This window comes from Candidatus Thalassolituus haligoni, assembly GCF_041222825.1.
In the GTDB taxonomy this organism is placed as follows: Bacteria; Pseudomonadota; Gammaproteobacteria; order Pseudomonadales; family Oceanobacteraceae; genus Oceanobacter; species Oceanobacter antarcticus.
The window spans coordinates 383421-408816 of the sequence record NZ_CP139482.1; the positions used below are offsets into that span (position 1 = coordinate 383421).

The window sequence follows — 25396 nt, forward strand, 5'->3', positions numbered from 1 at the left end:
ATGCGCTCCCGATGGCTATCGCAGGCATAATCTGACCAGCGAGGTGCCTGACGGTCGGCTGCTGATTCAGCATTGTGCCAGCACTCCAGCCGGGACGGGAGTTTCCAGAATCGCGGCGATGGTGTGGATCAGATCGCGCTCGGCAGGGCGTAGTACTCCGTCAGCGCGGCCACAGGCAACCATGGATTTGATCAGGCGTCCCTTGATATGAGGGTAGAGTTCGGTCAGTCGGGTGAGTGACTGATTCAGGGGTTTCAGGCTGTTGGCCGGGGGCTGAAAGCGGATGCCGAGTGAGCCAAAGGCACCGTCAGCCAGACTCATCTGGAAGGCGTTGGCCGCTTCGTCGGGATGGTCATGACCCTTGTCGGCCAGGTAAGACAGCAGCACGGCAATATCATCGGCAACCGGATCGGGCTTGCTGTAGCGCGCCTTGACCGGGGAAACTTTGTCGAATTGCCCGGACAGATACTGGCTCAGCAAGCGGAACAGGCACCACTCAAACAGATCGATTTGGCCGTCGGCTTTCATCAAGCTAACCAACAAGGCATGAAAGGCACGATATTGGTTTTCAGACAGTTGTTTGAGCGCCGGAATAGCCAACTCGACCAGCGGCAAACGTTGCTCGGGCGCCAGTGCCTTGATCGTGGGTATCAGGCGCAGGACGTGTTGGTATTGTTCGCTGCCTGCTTGTTGCAAAATCATATCCAGCTGCTGGTCGTGGACAAAGCGGCTGGGCGGTGCCAGTAACAGGGTGTAGATCAGTGAGCGGGCCTGATGCGGGTCACGGGCCTTGTCGTGCAAGGAAGCGGCGCCTGTGGCGCTGACGTTGCTACTGGCAGTGCTGTTGGTTGGCATACTGCTGGCTGGACGGGTTGTTGCGGCGGTGGCAACACCAGCCGCCGCTGCCGCCATCCCTAAAGCGACTGCCGCTTTGGCAGATGTCCCGGTGCCGATGTGGGCCGCCGCCGATCCTTGTTTAACCAACGTATCAACGAACTCGGGATTGTCTCGTTCGGCCTCAGCCCGCGCTTGCGGTGCCAGATAACGGCCATCCCAGGTCGGTTCGATGCGCCGGATTCGTTGTTCCAGCGGTGGATGGGTTGCGAACATCGGCAGCCGGAAGTGCATGGCGCTGCCAAAAAACAAGTGCGCGGTCTCTTCGCGTTCCGGGCTGCTGATGTCGCTGCCACTGCCGTGTCCGATGACCTTGAGTGCGCCACCGATACTGGCCGGGTTGCGGGTGTATTGCACTGCGGAGGCGTCGGCGAGAAATTCGCGCTGCCGTGATACTGCCGCCTTGATCAGGTTACCAAAAAACACTCCGACATAGCCCAGCACCAGTAAGGCCAGACCGATGGCCCACAGCGGCAGACTGTTGCGCTTGTCGTTCGAGCGCATGGCATGACGGTGAACGGTGGCTTCGAGTACAAAGCGTCCAATCAGTGCAATAAACAGGATGCCGAACAGCAATGCCATCAGACGAATATTCAGCCGCATATCACCATTGGCGATGTGGCTGAATTCGTGGGCAATCACGCCTTGCAGCTGATCGCGGCTGAGCTTGGTCATGCAGCCTCGGGTCACGCCCACCACGGCGTCAGATGCTTGATAACCGGCAGCAAAGGCATTGATGCTGTCATCGTTCAGGACGTACACCGGTGGAACGGGCATGCCAGCGGCAATGGCCATCTCTTCCACCACGTTGAGCAGGCGACGCTCGTAAAAATCGCTGCTGTTGGGGGGCAGACGACGACCGCCGAGGGACTCTGCGACTACATGGCCACCACCACGCAGGTTGAGCCAGCGGTACAGGCTGGCAAGGCTGATCACCAGCACCACTGCTGCCGATATGGTCAGGATGCGTTCTGTTGATAACGAATCGAGAAAGGACATGGCCGGTTGCCCGGCACGGGCGGCCAGTTCAACACTGTTGATGGTCTGGCCCTGGCCATACCAGACGATCAGGGCAACCAGCAGATTGATGGCGCAGACCAGTGCCACAACAGCCAGCACAAACAGCATGATCAGGCGGCTGGTTTGCTTGCGCGCCCGATCCTGATGGTTAAAAAAATCCATATCGATTCATACTCTGCATAGTCTGTCCGGATGACCTCACTGCGTTTGAATCAGAAAGTTGCCTTCTCAAAAAACACCTGCTTAAAAAGACACCTTCGGAGCAGACTGGATCGCGGCGCTGTCGGCAAATTCGAGCAGACGGGCATCTTCGCTGTGGCCAAACAGGCTGGCAAACACCACGGGAGGAAATGACTGGCGATAGCTGTTATAGGTGGTGACGGCGTCATTGAAGGCCTGACGGGCGAAAGAGACGCGGTTCTCGGTGCTGGTCAACTCTTCCGATACCTGCATCATGTTCTGATTCGCCTTGAGGTCGGGGTAAGCTTCCATCACAACGTTTAATCGACCCAGGGCACCGGTCAGGGCACCTTCACCTGACATCAACTGTTGCATGGCGTCGGCCGCGCCAGGGTGGCTGGCGGCGGCTTTCAGTCCGGCAGCAGCCTGATTACGAGCGGCGATGACCGCTTCCAGAGTTTCACGTTCATGGCTCATATAAGCCTTGGCGGTTTCAACCAGGTTGGGAATCAGGTCGTAGCGTCGCTTCAGTTGAACTTCGATCTGGGCAAAGCTGTTTTCATAACGATTGCGATAGCTCACCAGGGTGTTGTAAATCGACACCAGATAAACCAGCAACAAGGCAATGACAACCAGTGTGATGATGGTGGACATATCCATAACGGTTCCTTTGTCGGGTCAGGTTTGCCCAAGGCTGCCGGGCAGTAGTGGTAAATGAGCGTTAGTTGCGTACCCAGTCGCCATTGGCTGACTGGTAGTATTGTCCCTGTTTGTTCGCCTTGTCGGTGAGTTTTTCTCCGGCAATTTTTTCAATACTGGCCAGCGGCGCTTGCTGCTTGTTGGCAATTTCCTGATAGTGAATCTTGCGTTTGGTGTTGATTTCAACCACCAATGCGGCAACATCGTGGCGGCTGGTATCGACCAGTCCGACGTAACCATCTCGTTGTTCACCCACCAGACCGGCTTCGCGGGCGGTGTCGAGGTCGAGTGCCATGACAGAGAAAGACAACATCAAGGTGACCAGTGTCAGCAGTAGGCGTTTCATGAATATCTCCATAACTCAGAACAAGGCGTCTTTTTCTTCGAACAAGTTTTCCAGATCTTTTTCTACCTTGACCCGGATTTCATGTTCGATTTTGACATTGAGGTTGATCGTGATGGGTTTTTCCGGTGCGGCCAGCTTGACTGTACAACCTGCCAGTGCAGTGGCCAGAACAATCGCAGACATGCTAAAGGCAATGCGGGGGTGATATGGCATAACAAGCCTCCTGGGCAATTCGGCCTCTACTGTAACGCTGGATTGTGGCAATGCAACCGCTGTCTGATCAAGATGAGGACAGGAGTTCGGCGAAACCGGCACCAAGTGCCAGGCTGCCAGCGCAGGCCGAATGGTGTACATAAATGAGATGTTCTATCATCTTTATGAATTGCTTATACTGAACATATGTGCAGTTTAAAACGGAGCTACCAATGCAATACCCCCTGGTGACATTGCTGTTATTGATGATGTCGTTCCCCTCGATGGCGCAGAGCTTGCGTGTGGCGGTTGGGTCATCCTTGTCCCCGTACGTGATCGAGGAAAATAATACCGGTGCAGAGCTGGATATTGTCCGTGAAGCCCTGGCGCTGCGAGGGCATGATATTACGCCTGAATATGCCCCCTATGGTCGAGTGAACGGCTTGTTGCAGCAAGCCCGAGTGGATGCTGCCTTGACGTTGCCGTCGGAAGGAGAAGAAGAGGATATCTTTTTCTCGGATGAATACATTACCTACCACAATGTGGTGCTGGCGCTGGCATTTGAGGGGTTTGCGATTCATACACTGGATGACATGGTGAATTATCGGGTGTTGGCATTTCAGAACGCCGCCCGGTTATTGGGGCCAGAGTTTGGCCATATGGCCAGTAACAATATCCATTACAGCGAAACCACCCGTCAGCACAGTCAGGTCGATATGCTGTTTTCGGAGCGCATCGATCTGATCGTGATGGATCGGTATATTTTTAATTATTATCGGGCGCAAGCCGGTCGGGAAAGCACTGAGCGTCCGGTGAGTGTTTTTGAACTGTTTCCGCCGGTCAGCTACCGGATCGGATTCCGGGATCCGGCTTTGCGGGATGATTTTAACGCGGGTTTGCAACAGCTGCGCCAGAGTGGCCGTTATCAGGCGATTCTCGACCAGTATTTACAGTAAATCCGGGCTGTCGGAGCGGTATTTGGGTTCGGTAAACCTGGCTTCAGGCGATGGCTGCAGGGCCTAATACCATTGTCCCTTGCGTTCAGTCATGCTGTTTGATTCCAATGACCTTGTAAAACTCGCTATAATTCGTGCGATTCTAATTTTGATAAGCCGTATTAGCTTAAAAAGGGGCCCGTTGTGAAACATCTGAAAGCACTGATTTTGGTTGCTGCTACCTTGCTGGTTTCGCAAGCATTCGCTGCGACAGCTACCAATGAAGATAAAATTCGCGAACGTATCGCCCCGGTGGGTGACGTTTGTGTTGGCGTGGAGTGCGGTGGTGCGGTGGTGGTTGCAGCCGGTCCTCGCTCTGGAGAAGACGTCTACGGTGGTGCCTGTTTCGCCTGTCATGGTGCCGGGATTCTGGGGGCACCAAAGAAGGGTGACACTGCGGCCTGGGATGCCCGTCTGGAGAAGGGGTTCGACGCAACGCTGCACAACGCGGTGCAGGGCTTGAACAGCATGCCGCCGAAAGGCAACTGTATGAATTGCTCGGATGACGAACTGCTGGCAGCAATCAAGTTTATGTCGGGTCGAGAATAAACCGGCATAACAGTAAGACAGACACAAAAAAGCCGCAATCCATTGCGGCTTTTTTGTGTCTGGTATCTGCCAACAAGCGTCAATAAATACAAGAGCTAATAAAAATAAGCGCTAATAAGAAGAAGCACGTGTTGGTCAGTCAGCCATACCCAAGGCACGGCGCATGAACTCGGGTATCGCCAGACCTGCAGCATGCATCTCGGCGTTGTAGTACTCGGTGCGGAAGGATTTGGCGGCCGAGTCTTCGATGCGGAAGCTGGTGGTATCGCCACCTTTGCTGGCGAGGGTGCAACTCCACCAGCCAGACGGGTAGATCACTTGCGGGAACGGTACGGTATGGCTGCTGCTGGCTCCGGCTGCGGCCATATCAACATGGATTTTCTTGATGATGGAATCGCTGTGGTACAGCGGTGATTCTGATTGTTGAACCACAATGCCCAACGGAGCCAGCGCCTTGAAGCAATCTTGGTAAAAATCGACAGCAAACAGCCCTTCTGCCGGGCCGACCGGGTCGGTGCTGTCGATAATAATCACGTCGAGGGATTCCGGTTCGCAGTCCTTGATCCACTGAATGCCGTCGGCAAACAGGATGTTGGCGCGGGGGTCGTCGTTGGATTCACACAACTCCGGGAAATGCTTCTCCGACATGCGGGTGACCAGCTCGTCGATATCAATCTGCCAGACCTGTTCAACACCGGTGTGTTTCAGTACTTCGCGCAGGGTGCCACAATCGCCGCCACCAATAATGGCGACTTTTTTAGGTGCCGGGTGGGCGAACAAGGCCACGTGCGACATCATTTCGTGATAAACAAAGTTCTCACGGGTGGAGACCATGGTGCAGCCATCAATCACCATCAGCTTGCCGAAGGTTTCCGTGTCGTAGATGTCAATGCTCTGGAATTCACTTTGAGCGCTGTCGATCTTGCCTTTCACTTTCAGAGAGAAGGCAGAGCCTTGTTGATCAAATACTTCGGTAAACCAGCCGTCTGCCAGTGAGTGTGTCATATTGGATACTCAAATGAATCGATGTTCTTTAAAATCGGCGGCTTGCCGGTGTAGCGGATGCTCCGCCCACGGTAGCCCCGACAGGGATATGTGCGCCGGTCTGTGAGCAGAGGCGGGTGCCTCCCGAATGACTGAACGCCGGTCGTCCCGGATTTTCCGGTAGCGGGCGTCGTTCCTTGTGCCGCTGCGACCATTTGCGCTGCAAGATACCTTAACCATGGATTCGCGCCAAGCGAATCAGTACTCAGGACCGCCCATGACTACCGCCAAGCCCGCCCATGCAGAAGACGTCTATAACCTGCCTTACTGGAGTGAGGGGTACGCCCGTATTAATGATCAGGGCAACCTGAGTGTCCACCCGGATGCCTCTCCAACGGCGGGGGTTGATCTCAAAGAGTTGGCAGACCTGGTACGTCAGGAAGGACTGCGATTACCGGTATTGCTGCGTTTTCCGGGGATTCTGCATCACCGTGTTGGCAGTCTGGTCAGTGCTTTTGAGCAGGCACGGCAGGAGTTTGATTATCAGGGTGGATTTACACCGGTCTATCCGATCAAGGTGAATCAGCAGCAACCGGTGGTCGCCCAGATTGTCGCCGGGCAGCGGTTGGCGGGTATTGAGCGGATCGGACTGGAAGCGGGCAGCAAGCCGGAACTGATTGCGGTACTGGCCCAGACTCGGGACATCAAGGCCACCATTATCTGTAATGGCTACAAGGATGCCCACTTTGTGCGGCTGGCGCTGATGGCGGAGAAGATGGGCCATCATGTTTTTCTGGTGATTGAAAAACTGTCCGAGCTGCCGATGATTTTGCGCGAGGCTGAGCGGGTTGGTGTCAAACCGCGTTTGGGGGTGCGAGCGCGATTGTCCACCATCGGCAAGGGCAACTGGCAGAATACCGGTGGCGAGAAGTCCAAGTTTGGCTTGTCAGCGCTGCAAATTCTGCAGGTGGTCGAGCTGTTGCGTCAGCAAGGTCAGCTGGACACCTTGCAGTTACTGCATTTTCATCTCGGTTCGCAGTTGGCCAATATTCACGATATACACACCGGCTTGCGGGAATGCAGTCGTATTTTCGCCGAGCTGGTGAAGTTGGAAGTGCCGGTTCAATGGCTGGACGTCGGCGGCGGTCTGGGGGTCGATTATGAAGGCACCCGCTCGCGCAGCTACTGTTCGATGAACTACAGCATGCAGGAATACGCCCGCAAGGTGGTGGAGGCGATGAAGGATATTTGCGCCGAAATCGGTGCCGAGGAACCGCATATCATCACCGAATCCGGGCGTGCCATGACCGCGCACCATGCCGTATTACTCACCGAAATCATTGATCACGAGCGGCCGTTAGATGGTGAGCTGGAGCCGATGAAGGAGGACGATCCGGTTTGTCTCAAGGGCTTGTATCGGGCCTATGAGCTATTACTGGAGTCCCGCAGCAGCGGACTGGTGGAGCTGTATCATGATGTCCAGCACTGGGTCGCAGAGGCGCATGCTTCGTTCAGTCTTGGGTTGTTGTCCCTCGTGCAACGCGCCAGTGTCGAGATGCTATATGCCCGTACTTGCCAGTTACTGGTAGAAAAACTCAATCCGGGGAATCGTGCCCATCGACCGTTACTGGACGAGTTGCAGGAGAAGCTGGCTGACAAGGTGTTTGTGAATTTTTCGTTATTCCAGTCGTTGCCGGATATCTGGGGTATTGAACAGATTTTTCCAATTCTGCCGGTTTGTGGCCTTGATCAACCGATGGCCTATCGTGGCGTATTGCAGGATATCACCTGCGACTCGGATGGCCGTATCGATAACTATGTTGAAAACGACGGCCTGGGCACCAGCCTGCCGCTGCCATCGGTCAATCGGGGTGATATGTTGGCGTTTTTTATGGTTGGTGCCTATCAGGAGATTCTTGGCGACTTGCATAATCTGTTTGGTGATACCGACTCGGTTGATGTGGTGCTGGACGAAGACGGCAAGCCAGCGTTGCACAATCCGGTATGGGGCGATCATATTGCCAAGGTGCTGGGTTATGTGAATTTTAACGCCGACGATATTCGTCATCGCTTGATCAGTCAGGTGGAACAGAGTTCTCTGGATGACAGCGACAAGGCCATGTTCCAGCGTGAACTGTCGGAATCGATGCAGGCCTATACCTACTTGCAGTTGTAAGCGTTGGCCTGAGTACTCCGCTTCGCAAGCCCCCGCCAATACGGGTTTCTGTGCGAAACGGAGCAGAACCGGTTAACCGTCTGGCGATGGCTGACTGGTTGTCAGGACAGAGGCGTCAGTCAAGACAAGTGATTGACGTCTTCCATGCCATAGACGGGCGTTGCAATACCTTCCATGCGGGCTTTGATCTGTAGCGCCAGATATTGGGAATAATGGCGCGACTGGTGCAAGTTGCCACCGTGGAACCACAGTGCCGGCTGGTGGGTGGGTTTCCACATGTTGCGTAATTCCCCTTCCCACGGCCCCGGATCCTTGCTGGTCGCCGATCCCATGCCCCAACATTTGCCGACCTTGTCGGCCACTTCCTGGGAGATGATCCGGGCGGCCCAGCCATTCATCGAACCATAGCCGGTGGCGTAGACAATCAGGTCAGCGGGCAGCTCGGTACCATCGGTCAGTATCACTGAGTGGGGTAATATCTGTTCGATGGTGGTACGACTTTTCAGCTTGATATCGCCACTGGCAATCAGCTCGGATGCACCGACATCAATGTAGTAGCCGGAAGCCCGGCGCAGGTACTTCATAAACAGGCCAGAGCCATCGTCACCAAAATCAAGCATAAAACCGGCTTCTTCCAGGCTTTGGTAAAAATCGGCATCCTGTTTCGCGACCTCTTTATAGATCGGAATATGAAACTCTGGCATCACCTTGAAGGGGATGGAAGCAAAGGTCAGATCGGCCTTGTATGTGGTCATACCGTTCTGCACGGCTGCTTCCGAATACAAGCCGCCCAACACCTTTTCCATTAACGTATCGGATTTGATGATATGGGTGGAGGAACGCTGGATCATGGTGACGTCAGCACCATGCTCCCACAAGGCGGCGCAGATATCATGGGCGGAATTGTTCGCTCCCAGTACCACTACGTGCTTGCCGCCGTAGGCTTCGCCGCCGGGATGCTGGCTGGAGTGGTGTTGTTCGCCGACGAAACTGTCCTGGCCACGAATGTCAGGAATATTGGCAATCCCCGACATCCCGGTTGCCAGTACCAGCTGTTTGGGGCGTAAGGTCAGCGGTTCGCCAGCGCGGTTAACCTGCACGACCCATTCTGCGGCCTGTTCGTCGTAATGAGCCGAGATACATTCGGTGGAACCCCAGTAATTCAACTCCATCACTTTGGTGTACATTTCCAGCCAGTCGCCCACCTTGTCTTTGGGGGCGAAGACTGGCCAGTGATCGGGGAAGGGCAAATACGGCATATGGTCGTACCAGACCGGATCATGCAAACACAGGGACTTATAGCGCCGCCGCCAGGCATCACCGGGCTTTTCCAGCTTGTCGATGATCAGGGTTGGCACCTCCAGCTGCCGCAGCCGGGCACCAAGACCAATGCCGCCCTGGCCGCCACCAATAACCAGACAATAGGGCTGTTGCTCGTAACCCAGTTGCGCTTCTTCTTGCTGGCGTTTTTCTTGCCAGGTCTGGCGCTGCCGGTTAATGCCGTGCTCGGCCCCTCGGGGACGTTGAGCGTTGCGTTTTTCCGGGAAGTCTTTCAGCTCTACCATGGTGGTCAGCAAGGTCCAGGCTTGACCCTGGCGCAAGCGCAGATGCCCCCGGCCGTGGGCAACTGCAGTGTCGAAGCAAATCCAGGCTTCGATTACTCCATCGTTTTCGGTCGCCTCTTCCTCCAGTCTCCAATTGGATGGCTGCACCTGCGCCAGTGTTGCTGTCAGCATGGCCTGAATTGCTTCCCGTCCTTCAAGGGTTTTGATATTCCAGGTAAAGGTAACCAGATCGCGCCAGAACCCTTGTGGTTCAAACAGAGCCGCAGCTGCAGCGGGGTCACGGTGTTGTAATGCCTGATTGAGTTGGTCGAGCCAGTGTTGTGCCTGGGCCGAAGGTGGAGATGTTGGAGGCATTGTTGAGGGTGTTGTTGAGGGTGTTGTAGTGGTTTGGGTATTCCGGGTCATGGATGACTCCTGATCAATATCTTGTTGTTTTTATGTGGACGCTAACGTCTCTGGTTGGCTATTGCAGTGCTTGTGCCAGACCGGTTTCAGAGCCGTGGAATATTTTTAACCGATTGATATTTATACGTTTTCAGAATTATTTTGGATGGCAGAGGAATGCCTTGAAGATAAGGCTCCGAGACAGCTGTAAAGCCACTGGCGCTACAACTGAATCATCGCCGTTACAGCTGTAATGTTTGCCAAGGGTGGAACGAATGGGCCTGTGACAGCAGCGGCCTGGTCTCTTTAGACTGGTCACATCCAATAGCAAGATAGGCTGCCCAGCAAGCAGCAAGGATGGAGATAGGTGCCGGAATATTTGACTCACTCAACGGCGGCAGCCAGCGCTCGTGCTCACACCCGAGTGATCACTGAATTTGCCCGTCGGCCACCACTGCCTGCCGCTGCCGATCTGATCGGCCGTTCCTGGTGGCGCTGTTTGCAGCAGTATGGCTTGCAGCCGGGGCGCAAACAGCCAGCGCGTATCGTTACCCGTTCAACCCTGAAAGAGCATCAGGATGCTGCCGATGAATTACTGGCTGTCGCCCGTGCCGGTGTGAACCAGCTCTACGCCAGTATTAATGGACTTGGCTATGTTTTGCTGCTGACGGATCACGCGGGTGTGACGGTGCAATTTCATGGTGAGCGGGATCTGGACGACAAGTTAAGGCAGGCGGGGCTATATCTTGGCGCTGACTGGGACGAAAGTTATGCCGGAACCTGTGCAGTGGGAACCTGCATTCAGGAGCAGACTGCGTTGACCTGTCACCGGGGTGACCACTTCGATGGTGCCCACATCAGCTTGACCTGCACCGCCGCTCCGATCTTTGGCCCCTCTGGTGAGTTGATTGCGGTTCTGGATATTTCGGCGCTGAATTCACCTGCTGCGCGGGATAGCCAGATGTTTGCTTTGCATCTGACCCAGCTTTACGCCCGCATGATTGAAGACGCCTATTTTCTCCGGCGCTATCGTCGCCATCTGGTGTTCCGTTGCGACGACTCGCGTGAGTTTGTCGCCCTTAATGGCCGAGTGCTGTTGGCGCTGGATGACACCGGCACGATTGTCGCTGCCAATACTGCTGGTCGTTTGCTACTGGCGGACAATCCGGTGTGGGTGCCCACTGCTCGCGATGAAACGGCTGCGGTTCAGGCCGCGCCATCCTTGCCAGAATTACTGGACAGCCGCTGGGACGATATTCTGGCCATCAACCAGATCAGTGCTGATGGCGTGCAGGCGTTCCGGTTGTCCCTGAATGATCAGACGGTGTTTGGCACGCTGATTGAACCAAAGCGCCAGCATGACCCATCGACTCACGGTCGGCTTGGCAAAGAGTCTGCCCGTCCGCTTGAGCGTGTGCCGCCGCTGGATCGACTGGCCGGTGATGATGCCGCCATGCGCAAGACAATCGAACAGGCCAAACGCTTTCGCCAGCGTGATGTTAACTTGCTGATACTGGGCGAGACCGGGACGGGCAAAGACATGCTCGCCACTGCCATTCACGCCAGTGGTCATCGCCGCCAAAAGCCCTTTGTCGCGCTTAACTGCGCCGCCATACCGGAATCCCTGATTGAGAGCGAATTGTTTGGGTATAGCGCCGGTGCGTTTACCGGTGGGCGTAGCAGAGGGGCGAAAGGGCTGGTTCAGCAAGCCGATGGTGGCACCTTGTTTCTGGACGAGATTGGTGACATGCCGTTGCCGCTGCAAACCCGTTTGCTAAGAGTGCTGGCGGAAGGTGAGGTGACGCCTCTGGGAGCTGATAAACCGGTATTTGTCGATTGTCGGGTCATTGCAGCGACCCATCACAATATCCAGGCGATGATTGAGCGCAACGAATTCCGGGCTGATTTGTATTACCGGCTTAACGGCGCCACCCTGACCTTGCCGCCATTGAGACAACGGGCGGATCGAGAATTTTTGATTCGCTCCTTGCTGGCCGAGCTGAAACAAAAACTGAAACGACCGGAGCTACGCCTGCGCGCCGATGTTATCAGTGCTTTATTGGCTCACTCATGGCCCGGCAATGTGCGTGAGCTGGTTAATGTACTGGCCTATGCAGAAGCCAACAGCAGCGGTGACGTTATTACTCTGGCAGATTTGCCGGAACTTCGTGGCACTGGCCAGGGTGACAAGCTGCCAGGTAGCGAGGTCGGTGGTCGTGAGGCTGGTGGTAGTGAGACTGGTGTCGTGGCTGCGGGTGAGACCGCTGCCAGTCTTTCCCGACCTGAATTGACTCATACTGCTGTGCTGACCGAAGAAGGACAGGCACTCGTTATGTTACTGGATCAACACGATTGGAACCTCAGTGAAGTCGCCCGTGTGATGCGGGTTTCCAGGCCCACGTTGTACCGTCGTATTCGCAAATTCAGAATCCGCCGACAGACCTGTGTATCCCCTGGCTAACCCGGTCGGGAATCGTACTTTTTGTAAACAATTGTATCGAGACGCACCGGGTTTGCCATGGTGGTCTATATGTAATGGGCTTGTATCAAGAATAGGACCATGACATGTCTGATGACGACTTCGAAATACACGATGATGAGACCGACCAGGACGCCGACGGTGATGCCCGGCCGCAAGTAAAAAAACGTGGCGCTACCAAAGCGAGCGATCAGGATGACAGCCTGCAAGTGTCGTCAACGGCGCACAACGAACTGCGTGATTCGCTTGAAGGTGATGTTGAAGCCTTTCTGTCGCGCGGTGGCCGGATTCAACAAGTAGACGACAACGTGATGGCCGATCCACCACGTAAGCCACAATCCAATTATGGCAGCCGACCTATCTGATCCATTGCTGCTCACGGTGCTGCACGGCGCTTCAGTGAGACAGCTGTCGCTGCCATTGAGTAATCTGTTCGACCACGTCGGACAAGGCGCTGACCTGTAATGTCGGGCTGGCAAAGGCATCAGGCCAGGGGCTCTCGTTCAGATTGACCCACAGGGTATGCAGGCCAGCGGCATGGGCGGCGTCGATATCGTGGTGCGGATGGTCGCCGATATGCAGGCACTCATGCGGTTCGACAACGGCATGGGCCAGTGCGGCATGAAAAAGATCGGGGGCTGGTTTGGCGGCACCGATGGTTTCAGCATTCAGGTGAGCACTAAAATAATGCCGGATGCCAACTTTTTCCAGATCGGCATTGCCATTGGTCACGGCGATCAATGGCCAGTGTGTCGCCAGTTGTTGCAGCATCACTTCAGCCCCGGCAAATAATTCCAGTGTGCTGCGTTCATGGGCAAAGACAGCAAAGGCGCTGTCGGCAAGAGCACGGGCGCTATTGCGGTCGCAGCCGGTCTGCATGGCGGCGCGGCGCAAGGTTTCGAACCGGAGTTGCGACATCTGGTGTTGCAGCGACGGGTAGCATTCCGCCAGTTCAGACTTGTATTGGCGTAACCCTTCCAGGCTGTAAAGATCGGCGAAACCGGCACAGTGTGCGCAGATCCAGTCATAGCAGGCCTGTTCGGCGCGGCGCATCACCGGTGCGGTGTGCCAGAGGGTGTCGTCGAGATCGAGGGTGATCAGTTTCAGAGCCAAAAAAGTTGCCTTATCTAACGGTTGACCGGGGTCTGTTGTAAGCGTAATGCCAGTACGTCACAGAGGTAATCCAGAAACAGGGTATCCATGGAGGTGCGATAATAGCTGCCATCCTGACTGGCTAATACCAGCAGACCGTGATTATCCTGGCCACGAATCTGTGCCGCCGCAATGGATTCCATGTCGGTGGTGTCAAGATTGAGCAGGGCGGCCATATCGGCTTTGGGCAGCTGGCCACAAATGGCCCGGTGACCCTTGAACAGGCGGTGGATATTACGCTGTTGTTCCTGGTTGCGAACCGCTACCAGCGGGCGTTCCAGCTGTCGCTCGGTAAAGTGCAACATGACCCAGGCGTGCACACCAAAGTCATTACGCAGTGAATCGTCCAGGGCGGTATGGATAGCCAGCCAGCTGTTGGCTTCGATCAGGGCCAGTACCAGGCGGCGGGTCTTTTCAAACAACTGGTCGTTCCGGCGCGCATTTTCGAGCAGGTCGGACAGCCGCTGACGCAGCTCGATATTACGATCCCGGTGTACCTGAACCTGACGCTCAATCAGACTGGTCGCGCCACTGGTGGCGTGAGGCACCCGCAAACGGGACAACAGGTCGTCCTTGCCAACAAAAAACTCGGGATGATCTTCCAGGTACTGCACGACATCGGCGTCGGTGAGTCGGGGTTGCTGGCTCATGTGATCCTTACCTTGGTTCCGTCAGAAAGCGTTTTTCAACAACTGGCGAGTTAGAGATTAACCCGTCCATCGTAAACAGTCACGGCGGGGCCGGTCATTCGGACACTGGATTTGCCATCCCAGTCAATGTTCAGCTGACCACCCGGCAGGGACACAGTCACACCGGGTTCGAGCCAGCCGCGCAGCTGCCCGGAAACGACGGCAGCACAGGCTCCGGTGCCGCAGGCCAGGGTTTCTCCGCTGCCCCGTTCAAATACCCGCAAACGAATAGCGTGGCTGTTAACGACTTGCATAAAACCGACATTGACCCGGTTAGGAAAATATTCACACGATTCGATGATGGGCCCCCATTCGTGTACCGGGGCACTGTCGACGTCGTTAACCCGAATAACGGCATGGGGGTTGCCCATGGAAACTGCACCAAAACGAACGTCACCAATGCCGGGGACATGGCGGTGATATTCCGGCATGAACTGTTCCGCGATCATGGGGATGTCGGCCGGTGTCAGAATTGGCTGACCCATATCAACCACCACTTGACCGTCGCTGGTCAGGTGCAGTTCGATAATGCCGTTGGCGGTTTCTACCCGAATGTCACGCTTGCCGGTGAGCATCTGTTCGTTGACGAAACGGGCGAAGCAGCGGGCACCATTGCCGCAATTTTCCACTTCACTGCCATCGGCATTATAAATGCGATAGCGGAAGTCGACGTCGGGCCGGGTCGGGCGCTCGACAATCAGCATCTGATCGAAGCCGATACCAAAATGACGATCCGACAGTTCTCTTACCCGTTCGGGTCTGATACGGCCAGTCTGGGTGACAAGGTCTATGACGACAAAGTCGTTACCAAGTCCCTGCATTTTGCTGAACTTGACTCTCATGTGCGCACCGGCAACAAGGCTTCGCTCTCGAACAGTTGTTCGATGGTTTCGCGGCGGCGAATCAGGTGAGCCTGGTCACCGTCGACCATGATTTCTGCCGGGCGGCCACGGCTGTTGTAGTTGGAAGCCATCACAAAGCCGTAGGCTCCGGCAGACATCACTGCCAGTAAATCACCCTGTTGCAGTGCCAGATCACGGTCTTTACCGAGAAAATCGCCAGTTTCACAGACCGGGCCAACCAGGTCGTAACAACGGACTGGCGCGTCGCTGGATGCTGCCACTGGCCGGATCTCTTGCCAGGCGGAATACAACGCCGGGCGAATCAGGTCATTCATGGCGCCATCGATAATGGCAAAGTTCTTGTGCTGGTTGAGTTTGAGGTATTCCACTTTGGTGAGGAATACGCCCGCGTTGGCACAAATCGAGCGACCCGGTTCAAAAATCAGTGTCAGTGACCGACCGGCCAGACGTTCCTTGACCGCAGCGATATAGCTGGCTGGGCTGGCGGGCTGTTCGTCGCGGTAGCAGACGCCGAGACCGCCACCGAGGTCGAGGTGGTTGATGGTTATTCCCAGAGTGGCGAGTTCATCAATCAGTGCCAGCAGGCGATCGAGGGCGTCAAGAAAGGGATCAATCGAGGTCAGCTGGCTGCCAATGTGGCAGTCGACGCCGATCACCTGAATACCGGGCAGGCTGGCGGCACGCTGGTAAACCGCCGGAGCGCGTTCGATATCGATACCAAACTTGTTGTCTTTCAGTCCGGTAGAAATATAGGGGTGTGTCTGGGCATCCACGTCTGGATTGACCCGTACTGATACGTGGGCAATAACCCCTATCGCGGTGGCAACGTCATTGAGACGTTCCAGCTCGTCTTCCGATTCGAGGTTAAAACAGCCAACCCCGACTTCGAGCGCGCGGCGCATTTCGATGGCCTGTTTGCCAACCCCGGAGAACACCATGCGAGTGGGGTCGCCACCGGCAGCCAGTGCCCGTTCCAGTTCACCCAGGCTGACAATATCAAACCCTGCACCGAGCTGTGCCAGGACATTCAAGACCGCGATATTGGAGTTGGCTTTGACCGCAAAGCAGACCTGGTGCGGCCACTCTCCCAGTGCTTCGTCATAGGCACGATACTGGCGTTCCAGTGCCTCGCGTGAGTACACATACAGTGGCGTTCCATGCTGGTTTGCGAGCTGGGCAAGGTCGACATGTTCGGCGTGCAGGCTGCCCTGCTGGTAAGTAAAGGCTGACATTTAGCGGGTCGTTTCCGTATCAGGTTGGTCGGGCAGATACAGAGGGCCTTTTTGACCACAGCCGCTGAGTACCAGTGCCGCCAGTAACAGGGCGGTCAGTAGAGGCAGCGATGGCAGACGGCAAATCAGGTTTGTCATGGGCAATGGAATAATCTGCTTGCGGGCGTTGCCAGTGTCTGGCTCTGGTCAAACGACTCAGATGGGCGATGGACTGGCGCGCGGGTTCTGTATCTTGAATTTGCACGCATTATACACCGCCTGTGCAGGCTGTCTTGATTGGTAAGAACCCGTGTGGCGTTATTCAGCGGTTACTTTGCATGGCCTGATTGATTTTGGCCTCCAGCACCTGCTTCTGCTGCCAGTGCGTCAGTAGCAACTGATTGCCAGGGTCGGCGAAGACGACGTCACTGAGATAGCACGGATAGTGCTGCTGTTGACTGCGTCGTTGTATAACGGCGGCGCTGATATCCCGATAGAGATGCTGGCCATGTTGCCAGATGCTGAATTCGGCATAGTTACAGTACAGGGTTGGCTGGTTATCGATATCAAACCGGGCGGTCAGCTCAATGGCAGCGGGCGTTTCTGCCAGGACGGGAATGTCCCGCTGCCGTACCTGCCAGAGGCCGGCCGCCTCGCTGCTGCTGGCAGGACGGTTGTTATCGGTCGGTGCTTTCAGTTCGTACAGGGCCAGCCCCTCAAACTGCGGGTGGTCGCCATGCCAGCGTTGTTGCAACCGGCGCAGAAAGCGCAAAGTGGGTAGCAGCCAGTGAGCCAGTTCTGTCCGGCGTATGCGCTGATGCACTAATGCGGCCCATTCGTCGACCAGATAGAAATCCAGCTGGTCTCCCTGACGCTGATAAAACAGCTGCCAGCGGCGTGGCTGGCAATGCAACATCAGCTCGTTGAGCGGCAGCGGCAGTTGGCTCACCCAGCGATCGACGGCGCTTGGACAAAAGTGCGACGCCGGTTGCGCCAGGTGAGTCATCAGGGTTGGCGTGTCATTCAAGGCAATCACTTGCCAGCGCGGCGCGGTGTCTTTGGATGCCGGTGTACAGGCCTCAAGGCTGTAGCAGCGTTCACCCAGCTGATACAGGAAGCGCCCCTGACGGCGGCGGTAGTGGGCGAGGGCGGATGAGAGTAACTGCAAGGTACGCTGGCGAATACGGGCGGCGCGATGCTTGCTGAAGCTGTGTATTTCCAGTGAGGCTCGCTGTTGGCGGTCGGCCAGCAATGGCATCAGCAGACACAGCGCCTCATTCAGCCCGTGTTCTCCTTGAAAGCGATAGACTTGCCATTCGTTCCAGCTGTTACAGGCGAGGATATCAATGGTTGAAACCAGATTGTGATGGCTGCTGCTGAAGTTGAGCGCGTCATTCTGGTCGCTGAGTTTTTGTAAGCCAGCCTGGCTGTAACGTTCCAGTGGGTCGGTAGTGACGTTAATAAACACGGTTAATGACTGAATGGCAGGGCCTTTTGACCAGTCGGGTAGCGAGCGGTGACGTATCATCTGCCCGGCCAGGGTGGCCAGAGTACGGGTTAATTCGTAGCGACTAATGGCGTCGTCCGGGTAGCAGCTGATGCGGGTATCGCGGTTGATCAGACTGTTGCTGATGGCAAAGGCGAGTAATTCGATCAGGCTTGGACTTTGGCGCAGAATGCGGTGATCCGGTGGGGGTTTTTGCCAATACCCCGGTGCCAGTTGCCAGACGCCGGGATAGCGCAACAGGGTCAGCTGGCTTTGTGCCAGCGATGGGCTGATGCCAGGGTTGATCTGGATGATTTTACCCGGTCGTGAGTCAAAGGCGGCAATCAGCTGATTGCCAAGGGTCTGAATATCGGTCGGACTGATGTGCAAGGTGTTGACATGGCATTGACTGAATTGGCTGAGACTGCGGTAACTGCCGAGTAATTCGGCCACCAGGTCATTACGCTCGCGGAAGACTTGCTGCGGCGACCACTGCGCCTTGCTGTCATGTTCGAACAGATCCGCTTCTGACCATTGCCATTCGGTCGTCAGCTGCTGCATCAGTTTGGCGCGCCAGTCCTGTTGGCGTGCAGCCAGTGTTAGGCGACTGAGTTTGAGACCGGTCTTGTCGTAAAACGCCCGTCGGATCAGCTCCAGTCGTGCGGGTTGCTGGTTGGTCAGGCTCTGGCTGACGCGCTCCAGCATCAGCAGGTAGGCATCGCTGTCGCGGCTGGTGGTGCGGTTGTTGTGGATGTTGTGCTTCAGATCCTGGCACAACGGCTGAATCTTCGGGTATTGGCTGGCGTATTCGCGATACAGCAGCAGTTTCAGCAGCGCCTTGTAGGGGCCGCTCATGCCTTTGTGTAACTGCCAGAGTGCGGCACCCAAAAACTCATCCACCGGAATGGTGCTGATGTCGCCAAAGTGCAGCCACTGGTCGGCCTTGATTTGATGCCGATTGATCAGCTCTTGCCAGTATTGATCACTGGTTGAATTGCTTTTGTTGCCAGCACTTTGTTCCGGGGTCAGCCACCAGCGCGGGTAGCGCCCTGCCAGCCAGACGGAACTGCGGTAGAACTCGTCCAGCAACAGCAGGTATTGGCTGGTACCACAGTCTTCGCCGCTGGCTGCCTGTTGTTGGCCTCGACGGAATTCTTCCAGATCCATAATAAACAGGTGTACTTCGGTGTTGTGGCTGGCGGCCCACTTCTCGATGCGCTGGCACCGGTTCTGCAGCTTTTCTTGCTGTGCCGGGTCAAGCGGCTGATTGAGGCAGACCCAGATATCGAGATCACTGTGGCGGTTCTGGGCCAGTGAACCCATGCTGCCCATGAGGTAAAGCCCGCCGATGGCGTAATGGGCAGGGGGAGCCTGGTTCAGGCGCGGGATGGATCGAATCAAATGCCGTAACGCCTGTTCGGTGTTGGCCGTGACCTGGTAGTGATCAATCCCGCAAGGTGTCTGATGATCGACAAAACCGGGCAACTGTGGGTGATTGACGTGCAGCAGCAGCGGTAGCAGATCCAGCAGTCGTTGTTGTCGCACGTGCAGTTGCGTGCGGGCATTGGAGAGCCGCTGCTGATTCAGCTGCAAAAAATTGTCTTGCCACTGGCGTAGCTGGAAATGATCGGGGAGCGGGATGGGTAAGGGCATATATCCAGTATAGGAGGCCTGTATCGATTGGCCTGCCCTGCTGGATATATTTGTTGGGTATGGATTGCGTCGGTTTATTGGTCGGGCTGTTTACCAACCATCAGGGTTGACGCCGGAAGACTTTGAAACCCTCAACAAAGGTGGCGACTACCTGGCCAGAGCGGCCGTAGCTATCCTGTTGCTGCGGGTTGATCAGGCTGGCATTAAATAGCTGGCCTTCTTCGAAACCGGAACGTAACCCGAGCGTGGCTGCCGGGACTGAACTCAGTGCCGACAGTGCTGCATTCAGCGTCAGCTCGCCGCAATTGACCCGTTCCAGCAGCAGTCCGATAAACAGGTCATACATGGCCATACCCGCTGCTGCATCGGCAAAGGGGGCTTTTTTGGCGGCAATTTCGTGGGGCTGGTGATTGGAACAAATCGCCAGTTCACCGTTGTTGATGGCTGCCAGCAGCGCCTGTCGATCGGACTCGCAACGCAGTGGCGGTAACACGTGGTAACGACTGTTGTAGCCGTTGACCTGGGCATCGGTATAACAGAGGTTGGCTAATGCGACATCGCCACTGACCCGCAGGCCGCGCTGGCGAGCGTCGTTCAGCATGCTGACGCTGCGAGCACAACTCAGTTGGCTGATATGAGCGCGTACACCGGTTTGTTCAACCAGTAACAGGATTTGCGCCAGCGCGATGGTTTCGGCCGTTTCCGGAATCCCGGCCAGGCCCATGCGGGTCGCGGTTGGGCCTTCGTGCATCACTCCGCCGTTGGAGAGTGCGGCGTCATCAGCGGATAAAAACAGCAGAATATCGTAGGTAGCGGCGTATTCCATCAGGCGGCGCAGAACGTAGCTGTCCTTGATTGGCTGACGGGCGTTACTCAGGGCAATACAGCCGGCATTACGCAAGCTGACCATGTTCGCCAGCTGCTCGCCCGCCAGTCCCTGGGTCAGTGCCCCCAGTGGCAAGACCCTTGAATACCCAGCGCTGCTGGCTTTGTCTTGCATCAGCTGAATAACCGCCGGGCTGTCAGCAACGGGTTTGGTTAACGGCTGGGCACACACCTGGCTGAATCCCGCCGCCGCCGCCGCCCGGGTTTCGCTAGCGATGGTGCCGCGCTGGGTGTAGCCCGGTTCGTTGAGGTAACTGCTGAGGTCGATAAAGCCGGGCACCAGCCAGTGGCCCTGGGCATCGAGGGTTGATTCTATGGTGCCACCGGCTGGTTTTTGGCCAATGGCGCGAATCCGGCCTTCGGCCAGATACAGGTCACAGACGGCATCCAGTTGCTGGGCTGGTGCAATAACACGGGCATCACGAATATGCAGGTATTTCATTCGGCGGCCTCTGCGGAATGTGATGCTTCTTGCTGACTGGCCTGTTGTCCGCTCATGGCCATGGCCATCACCGCCATGCGAACGGCGATTCCATAACTGACCTGATTGAGAATGACGGATTGAGGGCCATCGGCAACGGCGGATTCAATCTCGACGCCACGGTTGATCGGGCCTGGGTGCATAACGATGGCGTCGGGTTTGGCCAGGGCCAGCTTGTCGGTGGTCAGACCGTAGAGTTTGAAAAACTCGCTTTCACTGGGCAGCAAGGCGTTTTGCATCCGCTCTTTTTGCAGTCGCAGCATGATCACCACGTCGCAGTCTCGCAATGCCAGATTCAGGTCGTAGTAGGCTTTGGCCCCTAACGACTCGATGTCTTTCGGCAGCAGGGTAGCCGGGCCAACCACGCGGACTTCCGCTGCGCCCAGTGCCAACAGGGCATGGATCTGGGAGCGGGCAACGCGGGAGTGCAGAATATCGCCAACGATGGCAACGATCTGTCCTTCTATTTGTTGCTTGTGGCGACGAATGGTCAACATGTCGAGCATTGCCTGGGTCGGGTGCGCATGGCGTCCGTCTCCGGCATTGATGATGGCGACGTTGGGGGTGACCTGTTCGGCAATAAAGTGGGCGGCACCGGAGTCCGCATGACGGACGACAAACATATCGCTATACATGGCTTCCAGATTCCACAGCGTGTCCATCAGAGTTTCACCCTTGGCAGTCGCTGAGCGCTGGATGTCGAGGTTGAGAATATCGGCCGACAGGCGGGTGGCGGCCAGCTCGAAGGTCGAGCGGGTGCGGGTGCTGTTTTCAAAAAACAGGTTAACCACGGTTTTGCCGCGCAGCAGCGGGACTTTTTTGACGGCCCGCTCCTGGGTGCTGATAAAGGAATCGGCGGTGTCGAGGATTTCGGTCAGCAATGCCTTGCTGAGTCCTTCGGTGGTCAGAAAGTGTTTTAGCCTGCCGTCTGCAGTGAGCTGAAGCTGGCTGGGATCAGTTGTCATAGGAGAACCATGTGTGTTGTAACCAAACCGGGTGGGATGCCAGAGCACCCCGAATACGAGTGTCAGAGCAGGCTGATGGCCAATGGCTCCGGGCCACTGAGCTTGATCAGCTGGCCGTCGTCGAGCGTCAGGCGAGCGGCGCAAACGTCAGGCTGAATCGGTAATTCGCGGCGGCCAATATCAAACAGCGCAACCAGGGTGATGCTGGCCGGACGACCGTAGTCAAACAGCTCGTTGATGGCTGCCCGTACAGTGCGGCCGCTCATGATCACGTCGTCGACCAGTACCACGTGGCGGTCTTCAATGGTGTCGGGCAATTCAGACCCTTTGACTTCGGGGTGCAGGCCGTGACGGGTAAAGTCGTCGCGATAAAAGCTGATGTCGACGCTGTAAAGCGGCTCTTGCGGTTGCAGTTGCTGATGCAGCCGCTCGGCAATCCAGACGCCACCGGTACGAATGCCAATGATCAGCGGTTGTTCAATCTTGTGTTGCTGCAGGTGGCTGCCCAGTGCGGTTGCCAGTGTGCTGCAGGCGAGCTGAATATCCGGTAATTGCATGGGGCTTCTCCCTGTTACTGCGCGTCATCGGGGCGAGGGTGTTCGCCCATCCAGCTTTCGAGAATCAATTGTGCTGCCAGACCATCAACCGAGTGTCGGCCAAAATCGCGCTCACCGCTATCGGCGATCACCATGCCTTTGGCTTCATAGCTGGTCAGGCGCTCGTCGTGGGTAAACGACGGCTTGTGCAGACGGCCTTCCAGGCGTCGGGCAAATTTGGCGGCACGGGTGCTCATGTCACTGGCACTGCCGTCCATATTTAATGGCAGGCCAACCACAAAGGCATCCGGCTGCCATTCATTGACCAGTGCGGTCAGGGTATCCCAGTTGGGTACGCCATCGTTTGCTTTGAGCGGTGTCAGGGCGCTACTGCTGCCAGTCAGGCGTTGGCCAATGGCGACACCAATTCGTTTGGTACCAAAATCAAACGCCATGACTTGCATGACACGAGCAGGAATGTGACTCATCAGGCATGGCCTATCTGGGCAGACAAGGCTGAGCCGCTGACACCCAGGCGGTTCAGTGCAGCCTGATAAAGTGTTTCTGGAGGTGTGTCAAACAGTAACTCGGCGTCGGCTTCAACGGTCAGCCAACTATTGCCGAGAATTTCCTCATCCAGTTGCCCTGGGCCCCAACCGGAATAACCCAGTGCTAGTCGGTAGTTATCCGGCCCGGCCCCCTGGCCAATGGCTGTCAAAATGTCTTTGGAGGAAGTCAGGTGGGCAAAGGCGCTGATGGTTTCGGTGGCATTCCAGTGGCCGGGCTGTTGATGCAGGATAAAGCCCTGCTCTGTGCCGACGGGGCCACCGCCGAGCATAACGGCGTTAATGTCTTGATGGCGAGTAATCGCCAGTTGTTCACAAACGGCGGCAAAATCGACATCGAGCGGCTTGTTTAGCACCAGTCCCATAGCGCCATCCTGATCGTGTTCACAAAGGTAAATGACGGCGCTTTCAAACCAGCTGTCTTGCAGTTGCGGCATGGCGATCAGCAGCTGGTTGCCGAGGCTGTTGAGTTCTTTCATCAGGAGCCTTCCGAGAGGTAACGGTTACCCTTGAATTGCCAGGTACGGATGATTTCGAGGATGTCGGTGGTTTTGCGCATCTCGTCGGTAAACGGGGCAAAAGGGGCCGACATGCGCACAATGCGCAGCGCTGCATCGTCGAGCACTTTGCGGCCAGACGATTCGAGGATTTCAAGGTCGTTGATAGTGCCATTCGGGTTAATAGACACCAACACTCTCAGGCGACAGTTATCAAAACAGTTCTCTGCTTCTTTCGGGTAATTGAGTGTGCCCATCTTTTCAATTTTGCTGCGCCAGGAATTGACATAGTAGGCGTCGCTGGCCTTCATGGTTGAGGCTGCCGTCAGGCGCTGGACTCGCGGTCGTTTGGCATAGGCCTGGCGCATACTGTCGAGTTTGGCTTCCAGGCTGGCCATTTCCAGGCTGCGCTGCAACAGCATTTTTTGCGGGCCTTCGGGAACCGGTTTGGCTTCGGCGGGTGGTTGTTTTTCGCGACTGATGGCCTTGATGGTGCTGGCCGCAGTGGTGGTTACTGGAGATGGCGTGTTGGCAATAGCTTTGGGGGCGGATACTTCCTGCTTCTGCACTGAGGCAGGAGTAATGTCGTTACTTTGGAAAGGTGCCTTGACGTCGGTTGTCAGCATACGGGCATCTTCTTCCGTGCCGCTACCTTCCTGGTTTTCCTGGGCGAGAAAGTCGGCTTTTTCCGGTGCCTTGTCGCTGCGATAGCTGGCCAGGGTAACTTCGAGTGTTTTTGACAGATTGCTGCGGTCGTCTGGACTGAAGCTGACACCCAATACAATCATGGCGTGAATCAGCAAGGCCAGAAACAGGGCAAAAACTAGACGATCGGAACTGGAGACAACGGCAGCAGTCATGGGGGTATCTGTCGCAGAACGGCTTCGGTTAAAAATGGCGGGTGGCAATGACTGCGCAGTCTGCGCTGATCCCCGGCTTTTGTCCACCTGCCGGGGATCAACACCTGTCGATACTGACTGATTCAGTGAATCAGTCGAGTTTTGCCAATAATGTTGAGATCAGCTGGCTGGCGATATCAATGCCAGAATCGCGGCTGATTTCCCGCACGCAGGTCGGACTGGTGACATTGATTTCCGTCAGGCAGCTGCCAATCACATCCAGACCAACAAAATACAAGCCCCGTTTTTTTAATTCCGGGCCGATCTGTCTGGCGATGGCAAAATCGTTATCTGACAGGGGGCGTGTTTCACCACGGCCACCCGCCGCCAGGTTGCCTCGGGTTTCTCCTTTGGCCGGAATACGGGCCAGGCAGTAAGGCACCGGTTCGCCGTCAATCATCAGGATGCGCTTGTCACCCTCGGTAATATCCGGGATGAATTTTTGCGCCATGATTTGTTGGCGGCCGTGGTTGGTCAGGGTTTCAATGATAACGCTGACATTCGGATCATCCTGTCTGAGACGAAAGATCGAGGAGCCGCCCATACCGTCAAGGGGCTTGAAAATGACATCCTTGTGTTGCTGATGAAAATGCCGCAGCAGATCGGCGCTGCGAGTCACCATGGTGGGGCTCATCAACTCAGGAAAGTGCGTGGCAAACACTTTTTCATTACAATCACGCAGGCTTTGGGGTTTGTTGGCGATCAGCACGCCCGCTTGTTCCGCCAGTTCCAGAATATAAGTGCTGTAGATAAATTCGCCATCAAAGGGCGGATCCTTACGCATTAGTACAATGTCGAGATCGGTTAACGGCTGGTGTTGCCATTCGCCAAGATCAAACCAGTGGTCGGGATCCAGACTGACGCTCAGAGGGGCCATTCGCGCCATTGCGCGGCCTGTGTCAATATACAAGTCGGCCTGTTCCATGTAAAAAAGCTCACAGCCAAGTGTTTGTGCTGCGTTCAGCAAGGCGAGCGATGTGTCTTTCTTGACGCTGATGGTATCAATGGGATCCATGACAACCCCGAGTTTTCTGGCCATTCTGTTTTCCC

At 55.9% G+C, this 25396-nt stretch carries 24 protein-coding genes; 5 read left to right on the plus strand and 19 right to left on the minus strand.

Translation table 11 applies throughout. The annotated features are described in order from the left end of the window. Positions 1–66 precede the first annotated feature (66 nt). The 4 genes from SOJ49_RS01760 to SOJ49_RS01775 all read right to left on the minus strand — a co-directional run bounded on the left by SOJ49_RS01760 (position 67) and on the right by SOJ49_RS01775 (position 3322). Complete coding sequence (locus SOJ49_RS01760; RefSeq protein WP_369856510.1) at positions 67–2076, minus strand: M48 family metallopeptidase; 2010 nt, start codon at positions 2074–2076, stop codon at positions 67–69. An 81-nt stretch (positions 2077–2157) separates the two neighbouring features. Beyond that, complete coding sequence (locus tag SOJ49_RS01765) at positions 2158–2754, minus strand: LemA family protein (protein WP_369856511.1); 597 nt, start codon at positions 2752–2754, stop codon at positions 2158–2160. A 61-nt stretch (positions 2755–2815) separates the two neighbouring features. After that, entirely contained in the window at positions 2816–3139 is a 324-nt protein-coding gene (locus tag SOJ49_RS01770; RefSeq protein WP_369856512.1) for a YdbL family protein, read from the minus strand. A 15-nt stretch (positions 3140–3154) separates the two neighbouring features. Further along, entirely contained in the window at positions 3155–3322 is a 168-nt protein-coding gene (locus SOJ49_RS01775) for a YnbE family lipoprotein (RefSeq protein ID WP_369858024.1), read from the minus strand. A 242-nt stretch (positions 3323–3564) separates the two neighbouring features. Between SOJ49_RS01775 and SOJ49_RS01780 the strand changes: the two genes are divergently transcribed. Both SOJ49_RS01780 and SOJ49_RS01785 read left to right on the plus strand, forming a co-directional pair. Continuing rightward, entirely contained in the window at positions 3565–4287 is a 723-nt protein-coding gene (locus tag SOJ49_RS01780) for a substrate-binding periplasmic protein (protein ID WP_369856513.1), read from the plus strand. Between the two features lie 183 nt (positions 4288–4470). Beyond that, complete coding sequence (locus tag SOJ49_RS01785) at positions 4471–4875, plus strand: cytochrome c5 family protein (RefSeq protein WP_369856514.1); 405 nt, start codon at positions 4471–4473, stop codon at positions 4873–4875. A 135-nt stretch (positions 4876–5010) separates the two neighbouring features. Here SOJ49_RS01785 and speE read toward each other — a convergent pair whose 3' ends face one another. Then, on the minus strand, positions 5011–5880 hold the full coding sequence (gene speE / locus SOJ49_RS01790; protein WP_369856515.1) for a polyamine aminopropyltransferase: 870 nt from the start codon (positions 5878–5880) through the stop codon (positions 5011–5013). A gap of 256 nt (positions 5881–6136) precedes the next feature. Between speE and speA the strand changes: the two genes are divergently transcribed. Further along, on the plus strand, positions 6137–8035 hold the full coding sequence (speA, locus tag SOJ49_RS01795; RefSeq protein ID WP_369856516.1) for a biosynthetic arginine decarboxylase: 1899 nt from the start codon (positions 6137–6139) through the stop codon (positions 8033–8035). Between the two features lie 119 nt (positions 8036–8154). Here the strand turns inward: speA and SOJ49_RS01800 are convergent, their stop codons facing one another. Continuing rightward, positions 8155–9954 (minus strand): NAD(P)-binding domain-containing protein, encoded by a 1800-nt coding sequence (locus SOJ49_RS01800; RefSeq protein ID WP_369858025.1) that lies wholly within the window; start codon positions 9952–9954, stop codon positions 8155–8157. Positions 9955–10351: 397 nt separating this feature from the next. On the opposite strand from SOJ49_RS01800, the gene SOJ49_RS01805 reads away from it, so the two are divergent. Both SOJ49_RS01805 and SOJ49_RS01810 read left to right on the plus strand, forming a co-directional pair. Next, the gene (locus SOJ49_RS01805) at positions 10352–12445 is read left to right on the plus strand and encodes a sigma-54-dependent Fis family transcriptional regulator (RefSeq protein ID WP_369856517.1); all 2094 of its coding nucleotides are present in this window, start codon (positions 10352–10354) and stop codon (positions 12443–12445) included. Between the two features lie 104 nt (positions 12446–12549). Then, positions 12550–12828, plus strand: coding sequence for a hypothetical protein (locus tag SOJ49_RS01810; RefSeq protein WP_369856518.1), 279 nt, complete (start codon positions 12550–12552; stop codon positions 12826–12828). 31 nt (positions 12829–12859) lie between these two features. Here the strand turns inward: SOJ49_RS01810 and SOJ49_RS01815 are convergent, their stop codons facing one another. The 13 genes from SOJ49_RS01815 to gshB form a co-directional block, all read right to left on the minus strand. Further along, entirely contained in the window at positions 12860–13576 is a 717-nt protein-coding gene (locus SOJ49_RS01815) for an HAD family hydrolase (RefSeq protein ID WP_369856519.1), read from the minus strand. 14 nt (positions 13577–13590) lie between these two features. Further along, entirely contained in the window at positions 13591–14265 is a 675-nt protein-coding gene (locus SOJ49_RS01820) for a DUF484 family protein (RefSeq protein WP_369856520.1), read from the minus strand. 50 nt (positions 14266–14315) lie between these two features. Further along, on the minus strand, positions 14316–15146 hold the full coding sequence (dapF, locus tag SOJ49_RS01825) for a diaminopimelate epimerase (RefSeq protein WP_369856521.1): 831 nt from the start codon (positions 15144–15146) through the stop codon (positions 14316–14318). Beyond that, on the minus strand, positions 15143–16399 hold the full coding sequence (gene lysA / locus SOJ49_RS01830) for a diaminopimelate decarboxylase (protein WP_369856522.1): 1257 nt from the start codon (positions 16397–16399) through the stop codon (positions 15143–15145). Before lysA ends, dapF begins: the two co-directional genes overlap by 4 nt. Beyond that, positions 16400–16537, minus strand: a complete 138-nt coding sequence (locus SOJ49_RS01835) for a lipoprotein (RefSeq protein WP_369856523.1) — start codon at positions 16535–16537, stop codon at positions 16400–16402. 163 nt (positions 16538–16700) lie between these two features. Continuing rightward, positions 16701–19517: a class I adenylate cyclase gene (locus SOJ49_RS01840; protein ID WP_369856524.1), complete on the minus strand. Its 2817-nt coding sequence runs from the start codon at positions 19515–19517 to the stop codon at positions 16701–16703. Positions 19518–19617: 100 nt separating this feature from the next. Then, a complete protein-coding gene (locus tag SOJ49_RS01845; protein WP_369856525.1) occupies positions 19618–20844 on the minus strand; it encodes a dihydroorotase in 1227 nt (408 codons plus the stop codon). Continuing rightward, entirely contained in the window at positions 20841–21848 is a 1008-nt protein-coding gene (locus tag SOJ49_RS01850) for an aspartate carbamoyltransferase catalytic subunit (RefSeq protein ID WP_369856526.1), read from the minus strand. Before SOJ49_RS01850 ends, SOJ49_RS01845 begins: the two co-directional genes overlap by 4 nt. 62 nt (positions 21849–21910) lie before the next feature. Next, a complete protein-coding gene (pyrR, locus tag SOJ49_RS01855) occupies positions 21911–22405 on the minus strand; it encodes a bifunctional pyr operon transcriptional regulator/uracil phosphoribosyltransferase PyrR (protein ID WP_369856527.1) in 495 nt (164 codons plus the stop codon). 14 nt (positions 22406–22419) lie between these two features. Continuing rightward, complete coding sequence (gene ruvX / locus SOJ49_RS01860; protein WP_369856528.1) at positions 22420–22872, minus strand: Holliday junction resolvase RuvX; 453 nt, start codon at positions 22870–22872, stop codon at positions 22420–22422. Then, on the minus strand, positions 22872–23429 hold the full coding sequence (locus SOJ49_RS01865) for a YqgE/AlgH family protein (protein WP_369856529.1): 558 nt from the start codon (positions 23427–23429) through the stop codon (positions 22872–22874). The genes ruvX and SOJ49_RS01865 overlap by 1 nt, the downstream gene beginning before the upstream one ends. Next, complete coding sequence (locus SOJ49_RS01870; RefSeq protein ID WP_369856530.1) at positions 23429–24307, minus strand: energy transducer TonB; 879 nt, start codon at positions 24305–24307, stop codon at positions 23429–23431. Before SOJ49_RS01870 ends, SOJ49_RS01865 begins: the two co-directional genes overlap by 1 nt. Positions 24308–24437: 130 nt before the next feature. After that, positions 24438–25385: a glutathione synthase gene (gene gshB, locus SOJ49_RS01875; RefSeq protein ID WP_369856531.1), complete on the minus strand. Its 948-nt coding sequence runs from the start codon at positions 25383–25385 to the stop codon at positions 24438–24440. Positions 25386–25396: the final 11 nt, after the last annotated feature.